16 protein-coding genes and 1 riboswitch are annotated in these 17,176 nt (G+C 45.1%); of the genes, 3 read left to right on the forward strand and 13 right to left on the reverse strand.

Going from position 1 to position 17,176, the window contains the following annotated elements:
• Positions 1–61: 61 nt before the first annotated feature.
• The 10 genes from P5Y91_RS08495 to P5Y91_RS08540 form a co-directional block, all read right to left on the reverse strand.
• Positions 62–694 (reverse strand): SGNH/GDSL hydrolase family protein, encoded by a 633-nt coding sequence (locus tag P5Y91_RS08495; protein ID WP_195326682.1) that lies wholly within the window; start codon positions 692–694, stop codon positions 62–64.
• Positions 695–1,543, reverse strand: coding sequence for an HAD family hydrolase (locus P5Y91_RS08500; RefSeq protein ID WP_070675369.1), 849 nt, complete (start codon positions 1,541–1,543; stop codon positions 695–697). It abuts the gene before it with no gap.
• Between the two features lie 139 nt (positions 1,544–1,682).
• On the reverse strand, positions 1,683–2,261 hold the full coding sequence (locus P5Y91_RS08505) for an HD domain-containing protein (protein ID WP_070675435.1): 579 nt from the start codon (positions 2,259–2,261) through the stop codon (positions 1,683–1,685).
• Between the two features lie 310 nt (positions 2,262–2,571).
• Positions 2,572–3,288 carry a DUF554 domain-containing protein gene (locus P5Y91_RS08510; RefSeq protein WP_070675372.1) on the reverse strand — a complete coding sequence of 239 codons (717 nt, stop codon included), beginning with the start codon at positions 3,286–3,288 and terminating at the stop codon, positions 2,572–2,574.
• 22 nt (positions 3,289–3,310) lie between these two features.
• Positions 3,311–4,975, reverse strand: a complete 1,665-nt coding sequence (locus P5Y91_RS08515; RefSeq protein ID WP_277839260.1) for a MutS-related protein — start codon at positions 4,973–4,975, stop codon at positions 3,311–3,313.
• 3 nt (positions 4,976–4,978) lie between these two features.
• The gene (locus tag P5Y91_RS08520; protein ID WP_201089046.1) at positions 4,979–6,322 is read right to left on the reverse strand and encodes a CapA family protein; all 1,344 of its coding nucleotides are present in this window, start codon (positions 6,320–6,322) and stop codon (positions 4,979–4,981) included.
• Positions 6,323–6,515: 193 nt separating this feature from the next.
• Positions 6,516–6,719 carry a hypothetical protein gene (locus P5Y91_RS08525; protein WP_082160978.1) on the reverse strand — a complete coding sequence of 68 codons (204 nt, stop codon included), beginning with the start codon at positions 6,717–6,719 and terminating at the stop codon, positions 6,516–6,518.
• Between the two features lie 34 nt (positions 6,720–6,753).
• Complete coding sequence (gene msrB, locus P5Y91_RS08530; RefSeq protein ID WP_247923636.1) at positions 6,754–7,689, reverse strand: peptide-methionine (R)-S-oxide reductase MsrB; 936 nt, start codon at positions 7,687–7,689, stop codon at positions 6,754–6,756.
• A gap of 274 nt (positions 7,690–7,963) precedes the next feature.
• Complete coding sequence (locus tag P5Y91_RS08535) at positions 7,964–8,320, reverse strand: helicase BlpT (protein ID WP_345773221.1); 357 nt, start codon at positions 8,318–8,320, stop codon at positions 7,964–7,966.
• Positions 8,321–8,598: 278 nt separating this feature from the next.
• A complete protein-coding gene (locus tag P5Y91_RS08540; protein WP_247923638.1) occupies positions 8,599–9,534 on the reverse strand; it encodes a dihydroorotate oxidase in 936 nt (311 codons plus the stop codon).
• Positions 9,535–9,833: 299 nt separating this feature from the next.
• Here P5Y91_RS08540 and gdhA point away from each other — a divergent pair, with 299 nt between their 5' ends.
• Together gdhA and P5Y91_RS08550 are read left to right on the forward strand one after the other, a co-directional pair.
• Positions 9,834–11,180 (forward strand): NADP-specific glutamate dehydrogenase, encoded by a 1,347-nt coding sequence (gdhA, locus tag P5Y91_RS08545; protein WP_118396459.1) that lies wholly within the window; start codon positions 9,834–9,836, stop codon positions 11,178–11,180.
• A gap of 281 nt (positions 11,181–11,461) precedes the next feature.
• The gene (locus tag P5Y91_RS08550; RefSeq protein WP_118396457.1) at positions 11,462–11,782 is read left to right on the forward strand and encodes a hypothetical protein; all 321 of its coding nucleotides are present in this window, start codon (positions 11,462–11,464) and stop codon (positions 11,780–11,782) included.
• A gap of 41 nt (positions 11,783–11,823) precedes the next feature.
• Here P5Y91_RS08550 and P5Y91_RS08555 read toward each other — a convergent pair whose 3' ends face one another.
• On the reverse strand, positions 11,824–12,672 hold the full coding sequence (locus tag P5Y91_RS08555; RefSeq protein ID WP_277839263.1) for a mechanosensitive ion channel family protein: 849 nt from the start codon (positions 12,670–12,672) through the stop codon (positions 11,824–11,826).
• 137 nt (positions 12,673–12,809) lie between these two features.
• On the opposite strand from P5Y91_RS08555, the gene sstT reads away from it, so the two are divergent.
• Positions 12,810–14,027 (forward strand): serine/threonine transporter SstT, encoded by a 1,218-nt coding sequence (gene sstT, locus P5Y91_RS08560; RefSeq protein WP_277839264.1) that lies wholly within the window; start codon positions 12,810–12,812, stop codon positions 14,025–14,027.
• Between the two features lie 53 nt (positions 14,028–14,080).
• Here sstT and P5Y91_RS08565 read toward each other — a convergent pair whose 3' ends face one another.
• The gene (locus tag P5Y91_RS08565; protein ID WP_118396453.1) at positions 14,081–15,412 is read right to left on the reverse strand and encodes an alanine/glycine:cation symporter family protein; all 1,332 of its coding nucleotides are present in this window, start codon (positions 15,410–15,412) and stop codon (positions 14,081–14,083) included.
• Between the two features lie 101 nt (positions 15,413–15,513).
• Positions 15,514–15,608: riboswitch (glycine riboswitch) on the reverse strand.
• A gap of 129 nt (positions 15,609–15,737) precedes the next feature.
• The gene (locus P5Y91_RS08570; protein ID WP_118396451.1) at positions 15,738–17,156 is read right to left on the reverse strand and encodes a C69 family dipeptidase; all 1,419 of its coding nucleotides are present in this window, start codon (positions 17,154–17,156) and stop codon (positions 15,738–15,740) included.
• Positions 17,157–17,176: the final 20 nt, after the last annotated feature.

Consider the following 17,176-nt stretch of genomic DNA (forward strand, 5'->3'; position numbering starts at 1 on the left):
AAAAACAAATCTTCCTTTGAAGATTTGTCTGGTTGGGCTTTTTTCGCTCCTATTTTTGTCTCTATAATGTCTCCTGCAGAGCTTGGGCTAGGATGCGGTAACCTGCTACACTTAAATGGAGGCCATCAGTCGTATAGGCTTCTGCCAACTGCCCCTTTTCATCCAATAAAGACGAATACACATCGACATAGCTGACCTGGTGGTAGGCCTGGGCCAATTCTTGATAGGCTTGATTGAGGGCTTGAATTTTTTCATTGGTCCGCACATAGACCTTTTGCTTGTAGCGCTCTTCTTGACTCACCGGTAGAACCGAGATCAGGTTGATGTGGGTCAGCGGAAAGTCCCGCATGATCGCTTGTAAGACCGCTTCTAGATTGTCCAAGGTTTCCTTTTGAGGAATTTCTTTTCCGATATCATTGGTCCCGATCAAGAGAAAGATCTGATCCACCGCCGTTCCAAAGACATGGGCGTCTAGATGCTCACGAAGGAGATCCGTCTTATAGCCTCGCACTCCTCGATTGACCATGTGTTTGGGACTTTGTAATAGTTCATGAATGGGGAAATACTCCACGATAGAGTCTCCGATAAAGATCAAACCAGGCTCCTTCAGAGGGGCTTGATTGAGCTCCCGATAGGTTGTTACGATCTTCTCCTGCTCCTTTAAGAGCCAGTCTTCTAACAGTTGTACCGCCATCTATTTCTCTCCCTTCACTTGTTCCCAGGGGGTCAATCCTAGATACTCTTCGATCACCTGGTAGACACCGCCTTCTTGATGGCTAGGCGCTAGATGATTGGCGACAGCTTTGACAGCTTCTTCTGCATTAGCCACAGCATAGGAGTGACCCGCCATTTCAAGCATTTCGATGTCGTTTCCGCTATCCCCAAAGGCCATGACCTGGCTGGCATCAAGCTGCCACATCTCCATTAATTGAGCCAGACCCCAAGCCTTGTGAATGCCTGCTTGTAAGAGATCCATGCTGCCAAAACCGCTCGAAACCGCCATCAGCTGATCTCCAAAAGCCCGCTGGACTTCTTGGCTCACTTGATCGAGACGATCCAAGCCAACCACCAAGCTCATTTTAAGCACCTGATCAAATAGATCTGCTGTCAATTCCGGAACAAACTTCATCCGCTTGTACAAGGCTTCAATCACTTCCGGCTGCATGAATTTCTCAACTTCTGTAAAGACCGTGCCTTCCTTGACAAAGCCACCATTGACAGCTGAGACAACCAGCTGGTCTGAAATTTCTCGCCCCTTAAAATAATCAAGAACCGCCTCTACAAGTTCTCGATCCCAGAATTTTCCTAGAATCATCTGATCATCCTCAAAAATCCGAGCTCCATTGGCTACGACCAGAGTCACCCGTTTGACCAAAGGACCCAAGAGCTGGCGCATGCGATGGATTTCATTTCCTGTCGCAATGACAAAGCGAATCCCTTTTTGATCCAAGTGGTCCAAAAGCCTTTCCAGACGCGGAAGATCCACCTCTCCTCGCTCATCTAATAAGGTTCCATCCATATCTGTTGCAATCAACTTAATCATACAATCTAACCTTTTCCCTTTCAAAGGGTGTAAATTATCTGGTTCCATTATACCACAGATCAAGCCAGTCAAAACCACCCGTGAAAACAGGTGTCTACCTCTTGGGCTGAAGGTTCCTACTAAAGGACAAGGAATCTTCTTATAAATATAAGCCCTTTTCTACACTTTCCTGAATTAACTCTTCTGTCAGTTTCCATAATTCTTCCGATTCACTTTTTATGAACTTTTTCTTTTCTAATACCATCTCTGAACGGATATGATCGGGATTATAATCGACTTCTGATACTTCCAAGTGATTGATCAGTGGTACCAATGCGTCAATCACTCTTGCATATCTTGCCTCAGGACTCTGCCCTTTTTCAAACTCCAACCAAGAATTTTTCATATTCAAATATGTTTCTTCTGGAAGGAGGCTCATTGTTTTTTCTATAGATGCTAGCTCTCTATCATGAGCATGAAGCTTTTTTTCATCATCAAACACCCAAGTATCTCCAGCATAAATCTCACCTAAATCATGGATCAGTAACATAGAAATCACCTTTTCCATATTCAATTTTTCAGGATAATAATCTTGAAGAACCATCGCAGCTATCGCACCCTGCCAGGAATGCTCAGCGCTATTTTCAAACCGTCCATCAAGGGTTCTATTAAACCTTGTTACCGACTTTAATTTCTCGATTTCTTTAATAAATTTAACTGTCTGATTCAAATCACTCATGGCGACTCCAACCTCCCTATTCGAAATTACGACTATCATACCAAAAATCGGATTTTCCATAAATGAATTCCCGTATTTGCAAAAGAAAAGGAAAATAATTCAGATTGGATACAAAATTATCTTAGAAACTTTCCGTTGTGAGAAAAGTGCCTGAAACAACAACGTTTCAGGCACTCGGAATTATTGAGACCCTAGGCTCAATAATTAGTCATGGAACTTCGTAGAAGTTCGCTGACGTCCGTACTCACCTAAGGAAAGTTTTTAATATGACTTTGTCTTAAATCTGAAGCTACTGCTTAGCTTCTATTTTTCAGCCAACAAAGGCCCAAATAATGGCAATCAGCACTGCCGGAAGGAGATTGGCGACCTTGATTCGTTTGCCCCAGATGAGATTGATCCCTACACAGAGAATGAGGCTGGAGCCAACTAGGGACAGATTCGAAAGGGCTTGTGGAGTCATGATCGGTGCGATCAAATGGGCCAACAGCGTGATCAAACCTTGAAGGATCACAAGTGGAACCACCGCAAAGATTGCGCCTTTTCCTTTTGAAACGGTCAAGACCAGAACGATAACCATATCCAGAATAGCCTTGGCCAACAAGGTCGAGGTGTCGCCTGTCAGGCCATCCTGGACAGCTCCGACCACCGCCATAGCCCCGATACAAATGGTCAAGGCCGTGGTCATAAAGGCATCAACAAAGCTGGTATCGCCTTGATTGCCCGTCTTTTCCTTTAGCCAGGTTCCCAGACGCTCAAAGCCCTCCTCAATCTTCAAGAGTTCCCCGATAACGGTCCCGATCACTAGACTCAGAATCAACATCATACTGCCGTGACTTTCCACATGACTTCCATGCACCACCAGCATCTTTTCCAAGGTCCCTGCGATGCCCAAGACAAAAACAGCAACACCCGTCACTTTCAGAAGGGTCTCATGAAAATCTTCTGATAAACGTTGACCGATGAGCAATCCTAAAAGCCCACCAAATACGACCCCTAAAGCATTATAGAAGGTCCCTAAACCGATCATTTACAAACTCCTTCGTCCATTTTCATTCTTTTTCAATTTCTTTCAAAGACCAGTGTCCCGTCTCTTCATACTGGTCAATCAAGTCCTTGGCTGTTTGCGTAATCTCCTCTGGATAATGCAGACTTTCTAGCGTATTTACCGCATTCTTAGTCACAGCTGACCCTGGCTTAATCTGGTAGTCAAAGACGATCTTGCCATCCACATAGCGACTGTCAAAATGGTAATTATCATTGACCTCACCAGAAGCTGCGACCAGCTCAATATCATGACTGGAAATCATGTAGAGGCAGTTTTGAGCAGCTAACCAGCGGACAATTCCAAGGCCTGATCCGATCCGCTCGATGGTATTGGTCCCCTTAAAGAGCTCGTCAATAAAGAAGTAGTGAAAACCTGGCTCTTTCAGATGCTGAATCATGCGCAAAATAGCTTTACTTTCGGTGATGAAGTAGCTATCTCCAACTTCAATATCATCGCTCACATCCATAGCCGTTAGGACATGACCGTAAGGAAGGGCCAATCTTTCTCCATAGGCAAAGCCTAATCCTTGAGCCAGAATGGCGTTGATGGCGACAGTTTTCAAATAGGTCGATTTCCCAGAAGCATTGTCCCCACTGATGACCATATTTTTTTGAAAATGCACATCATTCGCAATCGGATTGGACAGCAAAGGATGATAGAGCGTCTCACCTTCAATCCCACCCGTCTCTGTAAAGACCGGCTGACAGACCACTTCAAGATCCCGCTTGTGGCGCAAGAGGCTAATAGCGACTTCCATCTCCCCTAGCAGATCCAGAAGCTTCTGGGCCTCTTTTTGATGAGCCTTCACCTGATTGTAAATATAAACCTGAGCGATCTGCGGGAGTAAAAAGAGGACGTTGAGGTAGAGGAGAATAATTTCCATTTCCGAAGTCCCCGTTGGACTCTGCAAGACACTGGCAAGGATCCGCGTTTTCTTAAAGGGTTTGACCGCTTGCTTCAATTCTTCTTGTTGTGGCAAGGCTAGATGGCTCAAGCGTTCTGCCGAAGCAAAGATGCGGACCAGATAGCTAACATTGTCCAGACGGATTTTGTTGGACCAATTGCGCAAACTCGAAAAGACGATATTAAAGACCACACTGATAATCAAGAGGGTGATCGCCCCAACTGGTTCAAAGGGAATGGCAAAGAGGCAGACAATGGGAAGACAGGCCAAGGCTAGATAGAGGGGTAAACCTGCATAATGCTTGCCGGGATTTGCGACAATGCTCCGCGCCATGTTGTGGTTTTTCTTGCCCAGTTGGTTGAAAATGACCTGGACCTTGAGGCGCAAATCAGGATGCTCTTCAAAGAAGGCTTCTAAGTCATGGAGCTGATCCTGAGGCTGGAATTCCAGCAGGCGCATCTTTTGATAGAGAGCCTCTGCTCCAAGGCTCGATTGGGTATAGTTGAGCTGATCAAAGACCGCATCCAAAGCCAAATCATGCCAGGTCTGATCATCCACTTGGCTATCGATCGTCTTTCCCTTAGCTGGATAAGCCAGACTATCTATCAAACTTTCTTCTGTGTCTTTCTTGCGAAAGAAAGGCGCTCCATCCCAAGCCTTCTTCAGCTTTTGCTTGAGGCGGATAGCCGTAAGAAATTTGGTTGCCCAAATCACCACTATCAAACCTAGGATCCCAAGCGGGAGCCAGTTCACATTTCCTTCCATGCTCTATTCCTTTCCACTCTGAGGCCAGTCCAAGTGAACATGTTCCTTCATTTCTCGGTAGGCCGTGTCCACTCTCTCCTTGGTCTCCTCATCCAGCTTGTCGCGGTATTTGCCACCCTGGATAAAATCTTCCAAAATATAGGTCTGGTACTTGTACAAGTCATAGCCTTCAGGAGAATAGGTTCCCTTCGGAGTCCGACTAACCCAGGTTGGATGAGCAGTAGCCGTCTTAATCCGTGTCTTGCGACCAACCTTTTCGATGGTCACATCCATCAAGACCCCTCGCTCTGTCCATTGGGCAGTCTCTACGTCCCCCATCGTTTCCAGACGCTGATTGGAAAGGAAATTCCCCATCGAGTAGATGATGAGCTTGTTTTGACCATCTTTATTGACCACTTCAGCAGGCTCTACAACATGGGGATGACCGCCAAAGACGATATCAGCTCCCCAAGAAACCATCTTGTGGTAGAGTTCTTTTTGCTCTTCTGTCGGCTCCAACTGGTACTCGATTCCCATCTGAGGCATGACAATAGTAATATCTGCCTCTTGCTCTGCCTTTTGGATCTCCGCCTTCATCCGCTCTTCATCCAGATCAGACAAGACATCCGCCTGCTCTTCTGGAGTGAGCGTCGTTTCCATCCCATTAAAGCCGTAAGCATAAGCTAGAATAGCAATCTTGATGCCATTCACTTCCTTGATCACCAAGGGGGCCTGGCCTCTCTTTTCATGCGTGTAGACACCGACAGGTGTGATGCCTGCATCTTCAAAGGCCTTGGCTGTCGAATAGACCCCTTCTAGACCTGAATCCAAGATATGGTTATGTCCCAAATCCATGACATCATAACCAGCATCCTTGATGGCTGGTACGACTTCGCTCGGCGCATTAAAAAGAGGATATCCTGACAAATAATAATTGGGGTTAATGGTTCCCTCAAAATCGCCCAAGGCTAGATCCGCTTTTTGTAGCCAGGGTTTGACATACTCATAATTTTCATGAAAATCATAGCTTCCATCTTCTTTTTGCGCGCTCATATAAAGCAAATCATGGTAGAGCTGGTCTCCATTAGCCATGATCCGCGCTGTATGAGGAATCTGATCAGCCGGTGTTTTTGCCTTGTACACAACCTCTGGCCGTTCGGTTGCGGTGATCGGAAAGCCTTGGAATTTTTGCACCCACAAGATAGCATTGGCCACGATGAAAACAACAGACAAGAGCACATAGACAAACTGTTCATTGGTCAGCTGAATCCTTGAAAAGAGACGATCAAAAGCCCAATCAAAGGCTGCCGATAGCTCTTTTCCCATCGTTTTGATGGTTCCTTTCACACTCTCCCACTTCTCTAACATTCCTACCTCTTCTTCGTATCTAATTTCTCCAATGATCCGCCAACAGATTGAGCTGTCATTGAAATACTTTCTCTTCATTGTATCACAATTTTTAAGAAGAGAAAAAAGAGAGCAGGACAGAAGCGCCATTGTTTAGAACCGCTTCATCGTCCTGCTCCTGCACAGTTGATTAATTCATGTAAATGATCGATCATCACTTCTTATCGTTTGATTTGGACAAGCTAATCGCAACCATGACAAGACTTAGGAAAAAGGCCGAAAGCAACCCTTTTGTCGTCCGATTCATAAAAGGTTGATGGAATACAAAATGATTATAGGCAGTAAATCCTAATCCAATCAGAGTTACCATAGCCGAAAGTGAAAAAATTGTTAACCACAAATTTCTATTTTTCATCATAAACTCCGTTTTTCGATCTACTAGAAAGGCCCTCTTATTTCAAAGCCTTTAACAAATAACCATAACCTTCTTGCTCCATTTCCTCTTTTGGAATAAAGCGCAGAGAGGCCGAATTGATACAATAGCGAAGGCCACCTTGGTCTTTGGGTCCATCGGTAAAGACATGACCTAGATGGGCATTGCCTGAGCGGGAACGAACTTCGATCCGCTCCATCCCGTGGCTATGGTCCTGGTAATATTGGACAACATCTTTGGCAATGGGACGAGAGAAACTTGGCCAGCCACAGCCAGACGCAAACTTATCCTTGGCAAAGAAGAGAGGCTCACCAGTCGTAATATCCACATAGATGCCCTCTTCAAAGGTCTGATCATAGGCATTGTGGAACGGACGTTCCGTCGCACTTTCTTGGGTGACTTGATACTGCTCTGCTGTCAGTTTCGCCTTTAGGGTTTCTTGATCTGGCTTCTGATAGGCTGCTGGATCAATCAAGGGCTGCTCAGCATCCGTCACATCGATATGACAATAGCCTCCGGGATTCTTCTTAAGGTAGTCTTGGTGGTAGTCCTCAGCTAGGATGTAGTGGCGCAAAGGCTCTTGCTCAACAGCTATTTTACTGCCCAGTTGCTTCTCTTCTTCCGCAAACACTTGGGCAATCACCTCACGATCTGTCTCGTCTGTATAATAGACACCGGTCCGATATTGGCGGCCTCGATCATTTCCCTGCTTGTTAATGGACAAGGGATCGATCACCCGGAAATAGTAGAGCAGAATCGCTCGTAGGGTGATTTTATCTGGATCGTAGATGACCTGAACGGTCTCTGCATGATCCGTTTCCTTGATCAGTTGGTAATTGGTTGTTTCTACCTGGCCATTGGCATAGCCCACCGTCGTCTCTTCTACACCGGGGATCCGTGAAAAATATTCCTCTAAGCCCCAAAAACAGCCACCTGCTAGATAAATCTCTGCCATCTTTTTCCTCGCTTCCTGCATTCCCCACAAGGAACGCTTCTTATCTATTAGCTCCATCATAATCCAAGAGCCTCAGATTTTCAAGGATTCTGCATCAAAAATCCCTTCTACTATATGTAAAAGGGATTCAATCCTTCTTATTTTTCAAATAAGAAAAAGAGCGAGTAATAGAAGTTCCAAAACGATAAGGTTAACTGATGTAGAAAATCATGAAGGACTACCATGACCAACACCTCCTCTGAATATCTGTGGACAAGCACCAGGCTAGTATCAACTACAACACCACCGTCGGTCCGTAGACCTGTAACTGAGGCTTCACAACCTCGTAATGCCAGTGATCATAAGCTCGCCAATCTTGAAAGGCCTCTTCGTTCAAAGCTAGCCCACCCAGACCAATCAATAGACTGGCGGTCTGATAAAACTTTTCCAACTCAATCAACAGACGATTGTCTACCCGCCTAGCCTTTCGTAAACCTTTCAACATCTGATCTAGATTTTCTCGAAATCGAAGGGTATCTGGACTAGGGGTGAATCCCTTAGAAAAGGCTGTTTGAAGAAGGGTGATCGTCGTTCTTGCCTCTTGAATCACATCCCTTTCTTCCATAGAAATCACCTTCCTTTTCACCTCCATTGTACACCTTTTTCTCTCTATAAAAATGGAAAATTCCTAAAACTAGGAACAGAATGAGGTTGGGTCAAAAGTCCTAGCCTCTCAATTATTTTTGGATTGTCGAGCAAGACGCAGTGGTTGAGTGGGCTCTACTACGCTGATTTCATCAGCTTTTACAGCCCTACTCAACTGTGCGGAGGTGGGACGACGAAATTGAATTCTAACGAATTACCGATTTCTGTCCCACTCTCATAAAAAACTTCCCCAAGTTTCCACTTGAGGAAGTTCTTTTCGAAAGATTAGTCAATGTAGTGCAATTTCCCACGGAAGTCTTCCAGGCTTTGGTATCCTTTTTCTTCCATGATGGCTTTGAGCTCCGCAGTGATGCGTTCAAATGCTCCTACTCCTTCTTTATGCAGCGTCGTTCCGATTTGCACCATACTAGCCCCACAAAGGATATGCTCAAAAGCATCGCGACCAGTCAAGACACCACCTGTCCCCACAATCTGAATTTCTGGGTTCAGACGTTGGTAAAAGGCATGGACATTGGCGAGAGCCGTTGGCTTGATGTATTCTCCACCAATCCCGCCAAAGCCGTTCTTCGGACGGATCACCACGGATTCATCCTCAATGTAGAGGCCATTTCCGATCGAATTGACACAGTTGACAAACTTGAGCGGGTATTTGTTAAAGATCGCTGCTGCCTGATCAAAATGAACGATATCAAAATAAGGTGGCAACTTGATCCCTAGAGGTTTGGTGAAATAGGCAAAGACCTCAGACAAGATCCGGTCAGTCGTATCAAAATCATAGGCAATCTGAGGTTTTCCAGGGACATTGGGACAAGATAGGTTCAACTCTGTCAAGCCTTTAAAATCACTGTCTTGCACCTTTTTCAAGATGGTATGAGTTTCTTCAGGAGACATGCCGACGAGAGATAGGAAGAAAGTCCGATCAGGATCCGTTTCTTGCAACTCCAATAAGTAATTCAAATAATAGTCCAACCCTTGGTTAGGTAGCCCCATCGAATTGATCGAACCAAGCGGCACATCTTGGTAGCGTGGCTCTGGATTACCAGCACGGAATTCTAAGGTCGCTGTCTTGGTCACAAAGGTCCCCGCAGCTGAGTTCTTCACTTCTTCCAATTCCTCAGTGGTCATACAGGCTACACCTGCCGCATTCATCAAGCAGTTGTCAAATTCAAAACCAGCAATTTGCGTCTTTGTCGTTACCATCTTGTACTCCTTTTTTGAAACACCACCAACAGAATCGTTCGGGATGCTCTCTACTTTCTTCTTTCATTATACCATCACTTGGAAGCTTCCGGACAAACAAAGCTAAAAATTCTTCCAAACATTCGGACTTTCCTAGTCGTGATAAAATTTTCAGAAAATTCAACTTTTTTCTTTACAAGCCAAAAAAAGTCTGCTATAATGATCCATGTAAAAAAACATGACATTGTTTGTCAACTGTCTCAAAGCCACTCCCCTAGCGGGTTTGCTGGTTTTCGTTTCATTCAAAAAGGAGAATTAACATGACAACTGCTAAAGAATATATCCAAAGCACTTTCGAAACTGTAAAAGCTCGCAACGGCCACGAAGCTGAATTCCTTCAAGCTGTTGAAGAGTTCCTCAGCACTTTGGAACCTGTTTTTGAAAAACATCCTGAATACATCGAAGAAAACATCTTGGCTCGTATTACAGAACCTGAACGCGTAATTTCTTTCCGTGTTCCTTGGGTTGACCGTGAAGGAAACATCCAAGTAAACCGTGGTTACCGTGTTCAATTCAACTCTGCTGTAGGTCCTTACAAAGGTGGTCTTCGTTTCCACCCAACTGTTAACCAAGGGATCTTGAAATTCCTCGGTTTCGAACAAATCTTCAAAAACGTCTTGACTGGTCTTCCTATCGGTGGTGGTAAAGGTGGATCTGACTTCGATCCTAAAGGAAAAACAGACGCTGAAGTAATGCGTTTCTGCCAAAGCTTCATGACTGAATTGCAAAAACACATCGGTCCTTCTCTTGATGTCCCAGCCGGTGATATCGGGGTTGGTGGACGTGAAATCGGATACCTTTACGGTCAATACAAACGCCTTCGCCAATTTGATGCTGGTGTCTTGACTGGTAAACCTCTTGGTTTCGGTGGTAGCTTGATCCGTCCAGAAGCAACTGGTTACGGTTTGGTTTACTACACTGAAGAAATGCTCAAGGCCAACGGCGACAGCTTTGCTGGTAAGAAAGTCGTGATCTCAGGTTCTGGTAACGTTGCTCAATACGCTCTTCAAAAAGCAACTGAACTTGGTGCAACTGTTATCTCTGTATCTGACTCAAACGGTTACGTTATCGACGAAAACGGTATTGACTTCGACCTTCTTACAGACGTGAAAGAAAAACGTCGTGCACGTTTGACTGAATACGCTGCTGAAAAACCAACTGCTACTTACTACGAAGGTTCTGTATGGACTTATGCTGGTAACTATGACATTGCTCTTCCATGTGCAACTCAAAATGAAATCGATGGCGATGCTGCAAAACGTTTGGTCGCTCAAGGTGTGAAAGTTGTCTCTGAAGGAGCAAACATGCCAAGTAACATCGATGCCATCAACGTATACAAAGAAAATGGTATCCTTTACGGACCTGCTAAAGCAGCTAATGCTGGTGGGGTTGCTGTATCTGCTCTTGAAATGAGCCAAAACAGCCAACGTCTTTCATGGACACGCGAAGAAGTGGACGGACGTTTGAAAGACATCATGACCAACATCTTCAACACTGCTAAAACAACTGCAGAAATTTACGGACTTGGTAAAGATTACCTTGCAGGTGCCAACATCGCTGCCTTTGAAAATGTCGCAAACGCGATGATTGCACAAGGTCTTGTATAATCAATCGATATTTTTCTTTGAGACCTTCGGGTCAAAGCCTCTCAACTCCTGAAACCAATGTGTTTCAGGAGTTTTTTGTAGCTACTGATCTCTTTAAGGACAATTGGTTCCAAGGGAGGAAAATCATTTTTAAAGAAGGGAATCTTAACCGTCATTAGTGGTGAGAAATTTGAGCCATCTCTATTTCTGTATCTTTTTCTAAAAAAATTTTATTTTTTTTACTTTACCCCCTTGCATTTTTAATAAATTAGTATTAAACTATAGCAAAAGGAGGTGCGCTTATGTTTTATTTTGCTCAAGACAAGTCAACTACCATTGAATTCCTTAAGTCTGAATTGATGCAACTGCTTTCTGATATGCGTCAGGAGATTGCAGCAAGCCGTCAAGCACAGACTTGTACTGCTTGCCAGCACATCCAACACTGCATTAACAAGATCCAAAGGGCAAAAAGTTCCGTAGCCATAGCCCTCCCGATCGAATCATTGGATCTCGAAATCACCGCCCTATTGCGCAAGCAATTATTGATCTTGCCACCTGAGGCTCGAAAGATTTGGGATCAGATTAAATATTTGGATGACAAATACTGCCACTTAAGATCGTAACATCGATTAAAAAAGCTCAGAAAAATATTTCTGAGCTTTTTTTACATGATTCCGTTATTTCCTGTTGGAAGGTTGATTCCTGCTTCCATCAAGGCATCATGATAGAGTTTATAGTAAGTATGGTAAACAGTAACCTGGGTTCCATTTTGAGCGGTCATCGCAATACGGAAGGAGTAGCGACCATTTTTTTCAATCTGTGGGCCTAAAATGGTAGGACCTGTCAACACTTCTGGGTGTTTGTCTTGTTGAGACTGGTTGACCTGAGCGATGACCTGGTAGATCTTGTCAAGATCAGTATTCGCATCTAGTGGAATATCCACCAGCACGCGCATATCTCCACGCGAGAGGTTGCTGACGACGGTGATGTTGCGATTCGGAACAAAGTGGAGAGTCCCATCAAAGTCTCGCACCTGGGTCGTCCGAATCCCGACACTGCTGACGATGCCGGCAATATTAATAGACCCATTCGTGAGACGAACATTGTCTCCCACATCCAGCTGGCGTTCTAAAAGGATGAAGAAACCATTGACCAAATCGGAAAGAAAGCCCTGGGCTCCCATCCCAATCGCCACCCCAGCAATCCCAGCACCAGCCAAAAGACTAGAGACCGGAAGACCTAGAATCGACAAAATCCAGTAGATCAAGATGAAATACAAACAATAGTTTAAGAGGCTCTCAACCAAACGGAGAATCGTATTTTTACGGGCTTCATCCTGCACCGTATACTTAAAGGATGGGGTTAATATCCGCTTAACCAGGCTATGGATGACCTTTTTAGCAATAAAAAATAAAAGAAAGACAAAAATCAGAGAGATACATTTTGATATCAGATCATCAAAAATCTTCGTCCAGTCTATTTTACTGAAATAACGTTGGAAAGCTTGACTCATTTATTCGGGCCTTTCTAAGAAAGAATAGTATGATTATATCAAATATTCGGAAATAAGGCTATTTTTTAAAAATTTCATTGCTTTTCCCCCCTAACTATCGTATAATATTCCTTAATTATTTTTTAAGGAGGTCCTACATGATTCATCGATTGATTACCACTTGGAATAAAACCAACCTTATGAAAAGGATCGCAATCGGGATTGTACTTGGAGTCATCCTAGCACTTATCTTCCCGAAAGCAACTGGCATTGGACTCTTAGGAGAGTTCTTTGTTGGGGGGCTCCGTGCGATCGCACCTCTTCTGGTCTTTGCGCTCGTCGCAAATGCCCTCTCCCAACACCAAAAAGGGACAGAGACCAATATGAAAAAGGTCATCGTCCTCTATCTCCTAGGAACCTTTGCAGCCGCCTTCGTCGCTGTTTTGGTCAATTACATCTTCCCCATCACCATTACCCTGACTGGAAAGGCCGCTGAAGGATCCTCTCCAAACGGGATTGGCGAAGTGATTAGTAACCTCTTGCTCAAGATCGTCGACAACCCGGTCAACGCCTTGCAGCAAGCCAACTACATTGGGATCCTTTCTTGGGCCACTGTGTTTGGAATTGCCATGAGAGAGGCGAGTGAACATAGTAAAGACCTCCTACAAACCCTAGCAGACATCACTTCAAAAATTGTCGAGTGGATTATCAACCTAGCTCCATTTGGGATCTTAGGTTTGGTCTTCACGACCATCGCTGGCCAAGGACTCAGTGCCCTTAGTAACTACGGGATTCTCTTGGTAGTATTGGTGGGAACGATGGCTTTTGTCGCTCTGGTCATCAATCCATTGATCGTCTTTTTCATGATCCGCAAAAATCCCTATCCCCTTGTTTTTAAATGCCTTCGCGTCAGTGGGGTGACCGCCTTCTTCACCAGAAGTTCTGCAGCCAACATCCCTGTCAACATGCGTCTCTGTGAAGAATTGGGGCTGAATCCAGATACCTACTCTGTTTCTATCCCTCTTGGATCGACCATTAACATGGCAGGTGCAGCGGTAACTATCAATACCTTAACCCTTGCAGCAGCCAATACTTTAGGGATTCAGGTTGACTTTGGAACAGCGCTTATCCTCAGTGTTGTGGCAGCCATCTCAGCCTGCGGGGCATCCGGAGTTGCGGGAGGATCTCTCCTTCTCATCCCTGTTGCTTGTAGCCTCTTTGGCATCACCAATGATTTGGCCATGCAAGTCGTCAGTGTCGGCTTTATCATCGGGGTCATTCAAGACTCTTGCGAAACAGCTCTCAACTCTTCGACAGATGTGCTCTTCACTGCTATCGCAGAAATGAGCAGCTGGCCAAAAGAAAAACGCTATTAAAAGATCCTATCTCAAATAGACTAGAAAACCCAGACCTCGCGATCTGGGTTTTCTTATTTCTTAAAGTAGCGTTTGCTTTCTTTGATAATGACAGGTGACAGAGCTAGTAGGGCAATCAAGTTGGGCAGAGCCATAAGCCCATTAACGATATCCGCAATGACCCAGACCAGATCTAATTTTAGGAAACCGCCTAGTCCAACCATTAAGACAAAGAAGATCCGGTAGAGATTGATATGTTTGACACCAAACAGGAATTCGAAACACCGTTCTCCATAGTAAGACCATCCAAGAATGGTCGTTGTCGCAAACAGCACCAAGCACAGCGTTAAGATAATGCCTCCAACTGGGCCAAAGACTCCTGTAAACGTATCCTGGGTCAAGGTACTCGTGCTGCCCTTCGCCATCCACTCACCTGAAACCAAGAGCGAAAGTCCTGTCAAACTACAGATGATAATGGTATCAATAAAGGTTCCTGTCATCGAGATCAAGCCCTGCTCGACAGGTTCATTGGTCTTCGCCGCCGCTGCTGCAATGGGTGCAGATCCGAGACCAGATTCATTGGAGAAAACTCCACGCGCCACCCCTTTTTGGATGGCCATTTTGACCGTTGCTCCTGCAAAACCTCCCATGGCTGCAGTCCCTGTGAAGGCACCTGAAAAGACCGATTTTAAGGCTGGAAGCAATTGATCAAGATGCAAAACAATAATTGCAACCGTCGCAAAGATATAGGCAGCAGCCATAAAAGGAACCACTTTTTCAGAAACTTTTGAAATCCAGTGAATCCCACCAAAGATGATGGTCGAAACCACCAGAGCAATCACTACACTGGCCACTTCTGGAGCCGTACCAAAACTCGCTTGGAGAGATCCCGTAATGGAATTGACCTGGGTCATGGTTCCGATCCCAAAGAGAGCCACCAGAACACCTGCAACCGCAAAGAAAATAGCTAGGGGTCGCCACTTCTCCCCCATCCCGTGAAGAATGTAGTACATCGGACCACCTGAGATGTGGCCATTGTCATCCTTGGTCCGATAACGAATGGCTAAGAGCCCTTCTGCATACTTGGTCGCCATTCCAAAGAAGGCCGCCATCCACATCCAAAAGAGGGCCCCTGGACCACCTGTCTGAATCGCTGTCGCTACCCCTACGATATTGCCTGTTCCCACTGTGGCAGCTAGGGCCGTCGCAAGGGCTCCAAAGCTCGAGATATCCCCATGCCCCTCATCTTCTGTAAAGATCAAGCGAAAGGCTTTTGGAAGATAGCGTATCTGAAGCAAGCCCAAACGAAGGGTCAGGTAGATCCCTGTCCCTACCAAGAGCACCAAAAGTGGGGCGCCCCATACTAAATTATCGAGTTGCTGAAAAAACTGCAATACATGATCCATTCTCTGTCTCCTTTTTATCGACCGCTCGACAGAAATGAGAAAAAGAAAGAGTACATGTCAAACATGTACTCTGGTCCTGCTTAAAATAGGGGACTTCCCCTATTTTTCGCTCTGTCCTTTTACCTGAGAGTTTGAGTAGATGCATCCTCTACCTTGCCCCTTCGGTGCCATTTCTGGTCTCTCCAGAGTTCCGTCCATTCACAGTCACTCACGCTCCTGCAAACTTCATTCGGTCGTATGTAATTTTCTCTATTTTAATCGATTTTCAATGCTTTGTCAACGATTCATGAAAATATCTTGCAAGGTTTCTGCAAATGTACGGTTTTTAATCACTCAAAGAGAAGTGATTGGTCATGAGGTTGCTAGCATCGAGCAAAATCTTGTCCAAGAGTTGATCCGTCGCTTCTTGAATCTGATCACTCATGGCTTGGTTTTCAGCCTCAAAATCGACGGTTTCACCTGCTGCAAGGGCACGATCAACTTTATTGATACGTGCATGTCCCCAGGCCATTGTCGATTCTTGGTAATCATCTAGATCCCCAACATGGTGGGCATAGTGAGGATCTGCTAGTCCTGCAATAATCCGGTTAGCCCAGTAGAAGGAATCCGTTGTCACCTTAGCCGTAGTATTGGCAAAGTAATCTGGCGTTGTATCCACTTGGGTAAAGAAAGGAACGGCTGTATTGTAAGGCATCGAACCATAAGAAATCCATTGGATGCCTGTCGTTTCTTGTGGTTTATTGGGACGCAATTGCAGAATCGCTGTCTGGCTGGTCCGGTTGATCCCAATTGTTCGGAAAGTCCTCTGACTCACGTGATCTCCTTCCGGTCCATAAGGATCGTAGATGGTATCTTGGTAGTGATTGCTCAAGACATATTTCACATCCTCAATCGTCACCTTGCGATAGGGTTTTTGACACCAAGGAATCTCAAAGCTCCGTGGATCCTGCTCAATTTCAGGATTAAGGAAACGCTGGATGGCCCAAGCCCGCGGTGTATTGTAGTGACGGTCCTTGTCTTTTTGGCTACCAAAGGCATAGCGTGGATTAAAACCTTTTCCTTCTTGATCCAGAATCAAATGGTGCTCTGTGACAAAATTTTCAAGATCTGGGTCACAGAGAAACTCGCCTGGATTTCCAAATTCAAAATAATCACTTCCCAGTTGGTTCGGGTTGGTCACATAGGCATCATCTGGAACACGGCGCGCCATCCAGTGGTGACCTCCGATGGTTTCCAACCACCAGATTTCATTCACATCTGAAATCGCAATCCCGTTAGATTCATAGGTTCCGTACTCTTCTAAAATCTTTCCGAGACGCAAAACCCCTTCGCGGGCAGTCTTGACATAAGGCAAGACCAAGGTCAGCATGTCTTCCTCACCGATGCCACTCTCTACAAGAGGATCGGCCCCTAGCACACGGCTATTGGTCGTAATGGTCTCTGTCTCACTCATGGCGACATTATAGATATTGATCCCAGCTTCTCCCCAGATCCCGTCTTTAGGAATGGCATCTGGAACCGCCGTATAGCGAACTGGATTATCTGGCAAGTCGATTTCAAAAGATGATAAAATAGACTTGTAATGACGCGGTTGATCTTCTGGTTTGACCACGATTAATTTCTTAGGCGTAAAAACGCCATTTTGAGAATCCTCTGTTCGTGCTACAATGGTCGAACCATCATAGCTAGCATTTTTTCCGACTAGAATCGTTGTACACGAATCTGCACTTTCACGTTTACGCATGCGTATCCTCCCAAATCATT

Origin of the sequence: Streptococcus taoyuanensis, assembly GCF_029589235.1 — a bacterium.
GTDB classification, from domain to species: Bacteria; Bacillota; Bacilli; order Lactobacillales; family Streptococcaceae; genus Streptococcus; species Streptococcus taoyuanensis.

Excerpts from the sequence above, each read along its gene's own strand:
- P5Y91_RS08500 (WP_070675369.1), bottom strand. The coding sequence starts at position 1,543 with ATGATTAAGTTGATTGCAACAGATATGGATGGAACCTTATTAGATGAG.
- P5Y91_RS08505 (WP_070675435.1), bottom strand. The coding sequence starts at position 2,261 with ATGAGTGATTTGAATCAGACAGTTAAATTTATTAAAGAAATCGAGAAA.
- P5Y91_RS08555 (WP_277839263.1), bottom strand. The coding sequence starts at position 12,672 with ATGAGTCAAGCTTTCCAACGTTATTTCAGTAAAATAGACTGGACGAAG.
- gdhA (WP_118396459.1), top strand. The coding sequence starts at position 9,834 with ATGACAACTGCTAAAGAATATATCCAAAGCACTTTCGAAACTGTAAAA.
- P5Y91_RS08535 (WP_345773221.1), bottom strand. The coding sequence starts at position 8,320 with ATGGAGGTGAAAAGGAAGGTGATTTCTATGGAAGAAAGGGATGTGATT.
- P5Y91_RS08570 (WP_118396451.1), bottom strand. The coding sequence starts at position 17,156 with ATGCGTAAACGTGAAAGTGCAGATTCGTGTACAACGATTCTAGTCGGA.
- sstT (WP_277839264.1), top strand. The coding sequence starts at position 12,810 with ATGATTCATCGATTGATTACCACTTGGAATAAAACCAACCTTATGAAA.
- P5Y91_RS08510 (WP_070675372.1), bottom strand. The coding sequence starts at position 3,288 with ATGATCGGTTTAGGGACCTTCTATAATGCTTTAGGGGTCGTATTTGGT.
- P5Y91_RS08565 (WP_118396453.1), bottom strand. The coding sequence starts at position 15,412 with ATGGATCATGTATTGCAGTTTTTTCAGCAACTCGATAATTTAGTATGG.
- P5Y91_RS08515 (WP_277839260.1), bottom strand. The coding sequence starts at position 4,975 with ATGGAAGGAAATGTGAACTGGCTCCCGCTTGGGATCCTAGGTTTGATA.
- P5Y91_RS08540 (WP_247923638.1), bottom strand. The coding sequence starts at position 9,534 with ATGGTAACGACAAAGACGCAAATTGCTGGTTTTGAATTTGACAACTGC.
- msrB (WP_247923636.1), bottom strand. The coding sequence starts at position 7,689 with ATGGCAGAGATTTATCTAGCAGGTGGCTGTTTTTGGGGCTTAGAGGAA.
- P5Y91_RS08495 (WP_195326682.1), bottom strand. The coding sequence starts at position 694 with ATGGCGGTACAACTGTTAGAAGACTGGCTCTTAAAGGAGCAGGAGAAG.
- P5Y91_RS08525 (WP_082160978.1), bottom strand. The coding sequence starts at position 6,719 with ATGATGAAAAATAGAAATTTGTGGTTAACAATTTTTTCACTTTCGGCT.
- P5Y91_RS08520 (WP_201089046.1), bottom strand. The coding sequence starts at position 6,322 with ATGTTAGAGAAGTGGGAGAGTGTGAAAGGAACCATCAAAACGATGGGA.
- P5Y91_RS08550 (WP_118396457.1), top strand. The coding sequence starts at position 11,462 with ATGTTTTATTTTGCTCAAGACAAGTCAACTACCATTGAATTCCTTAAG.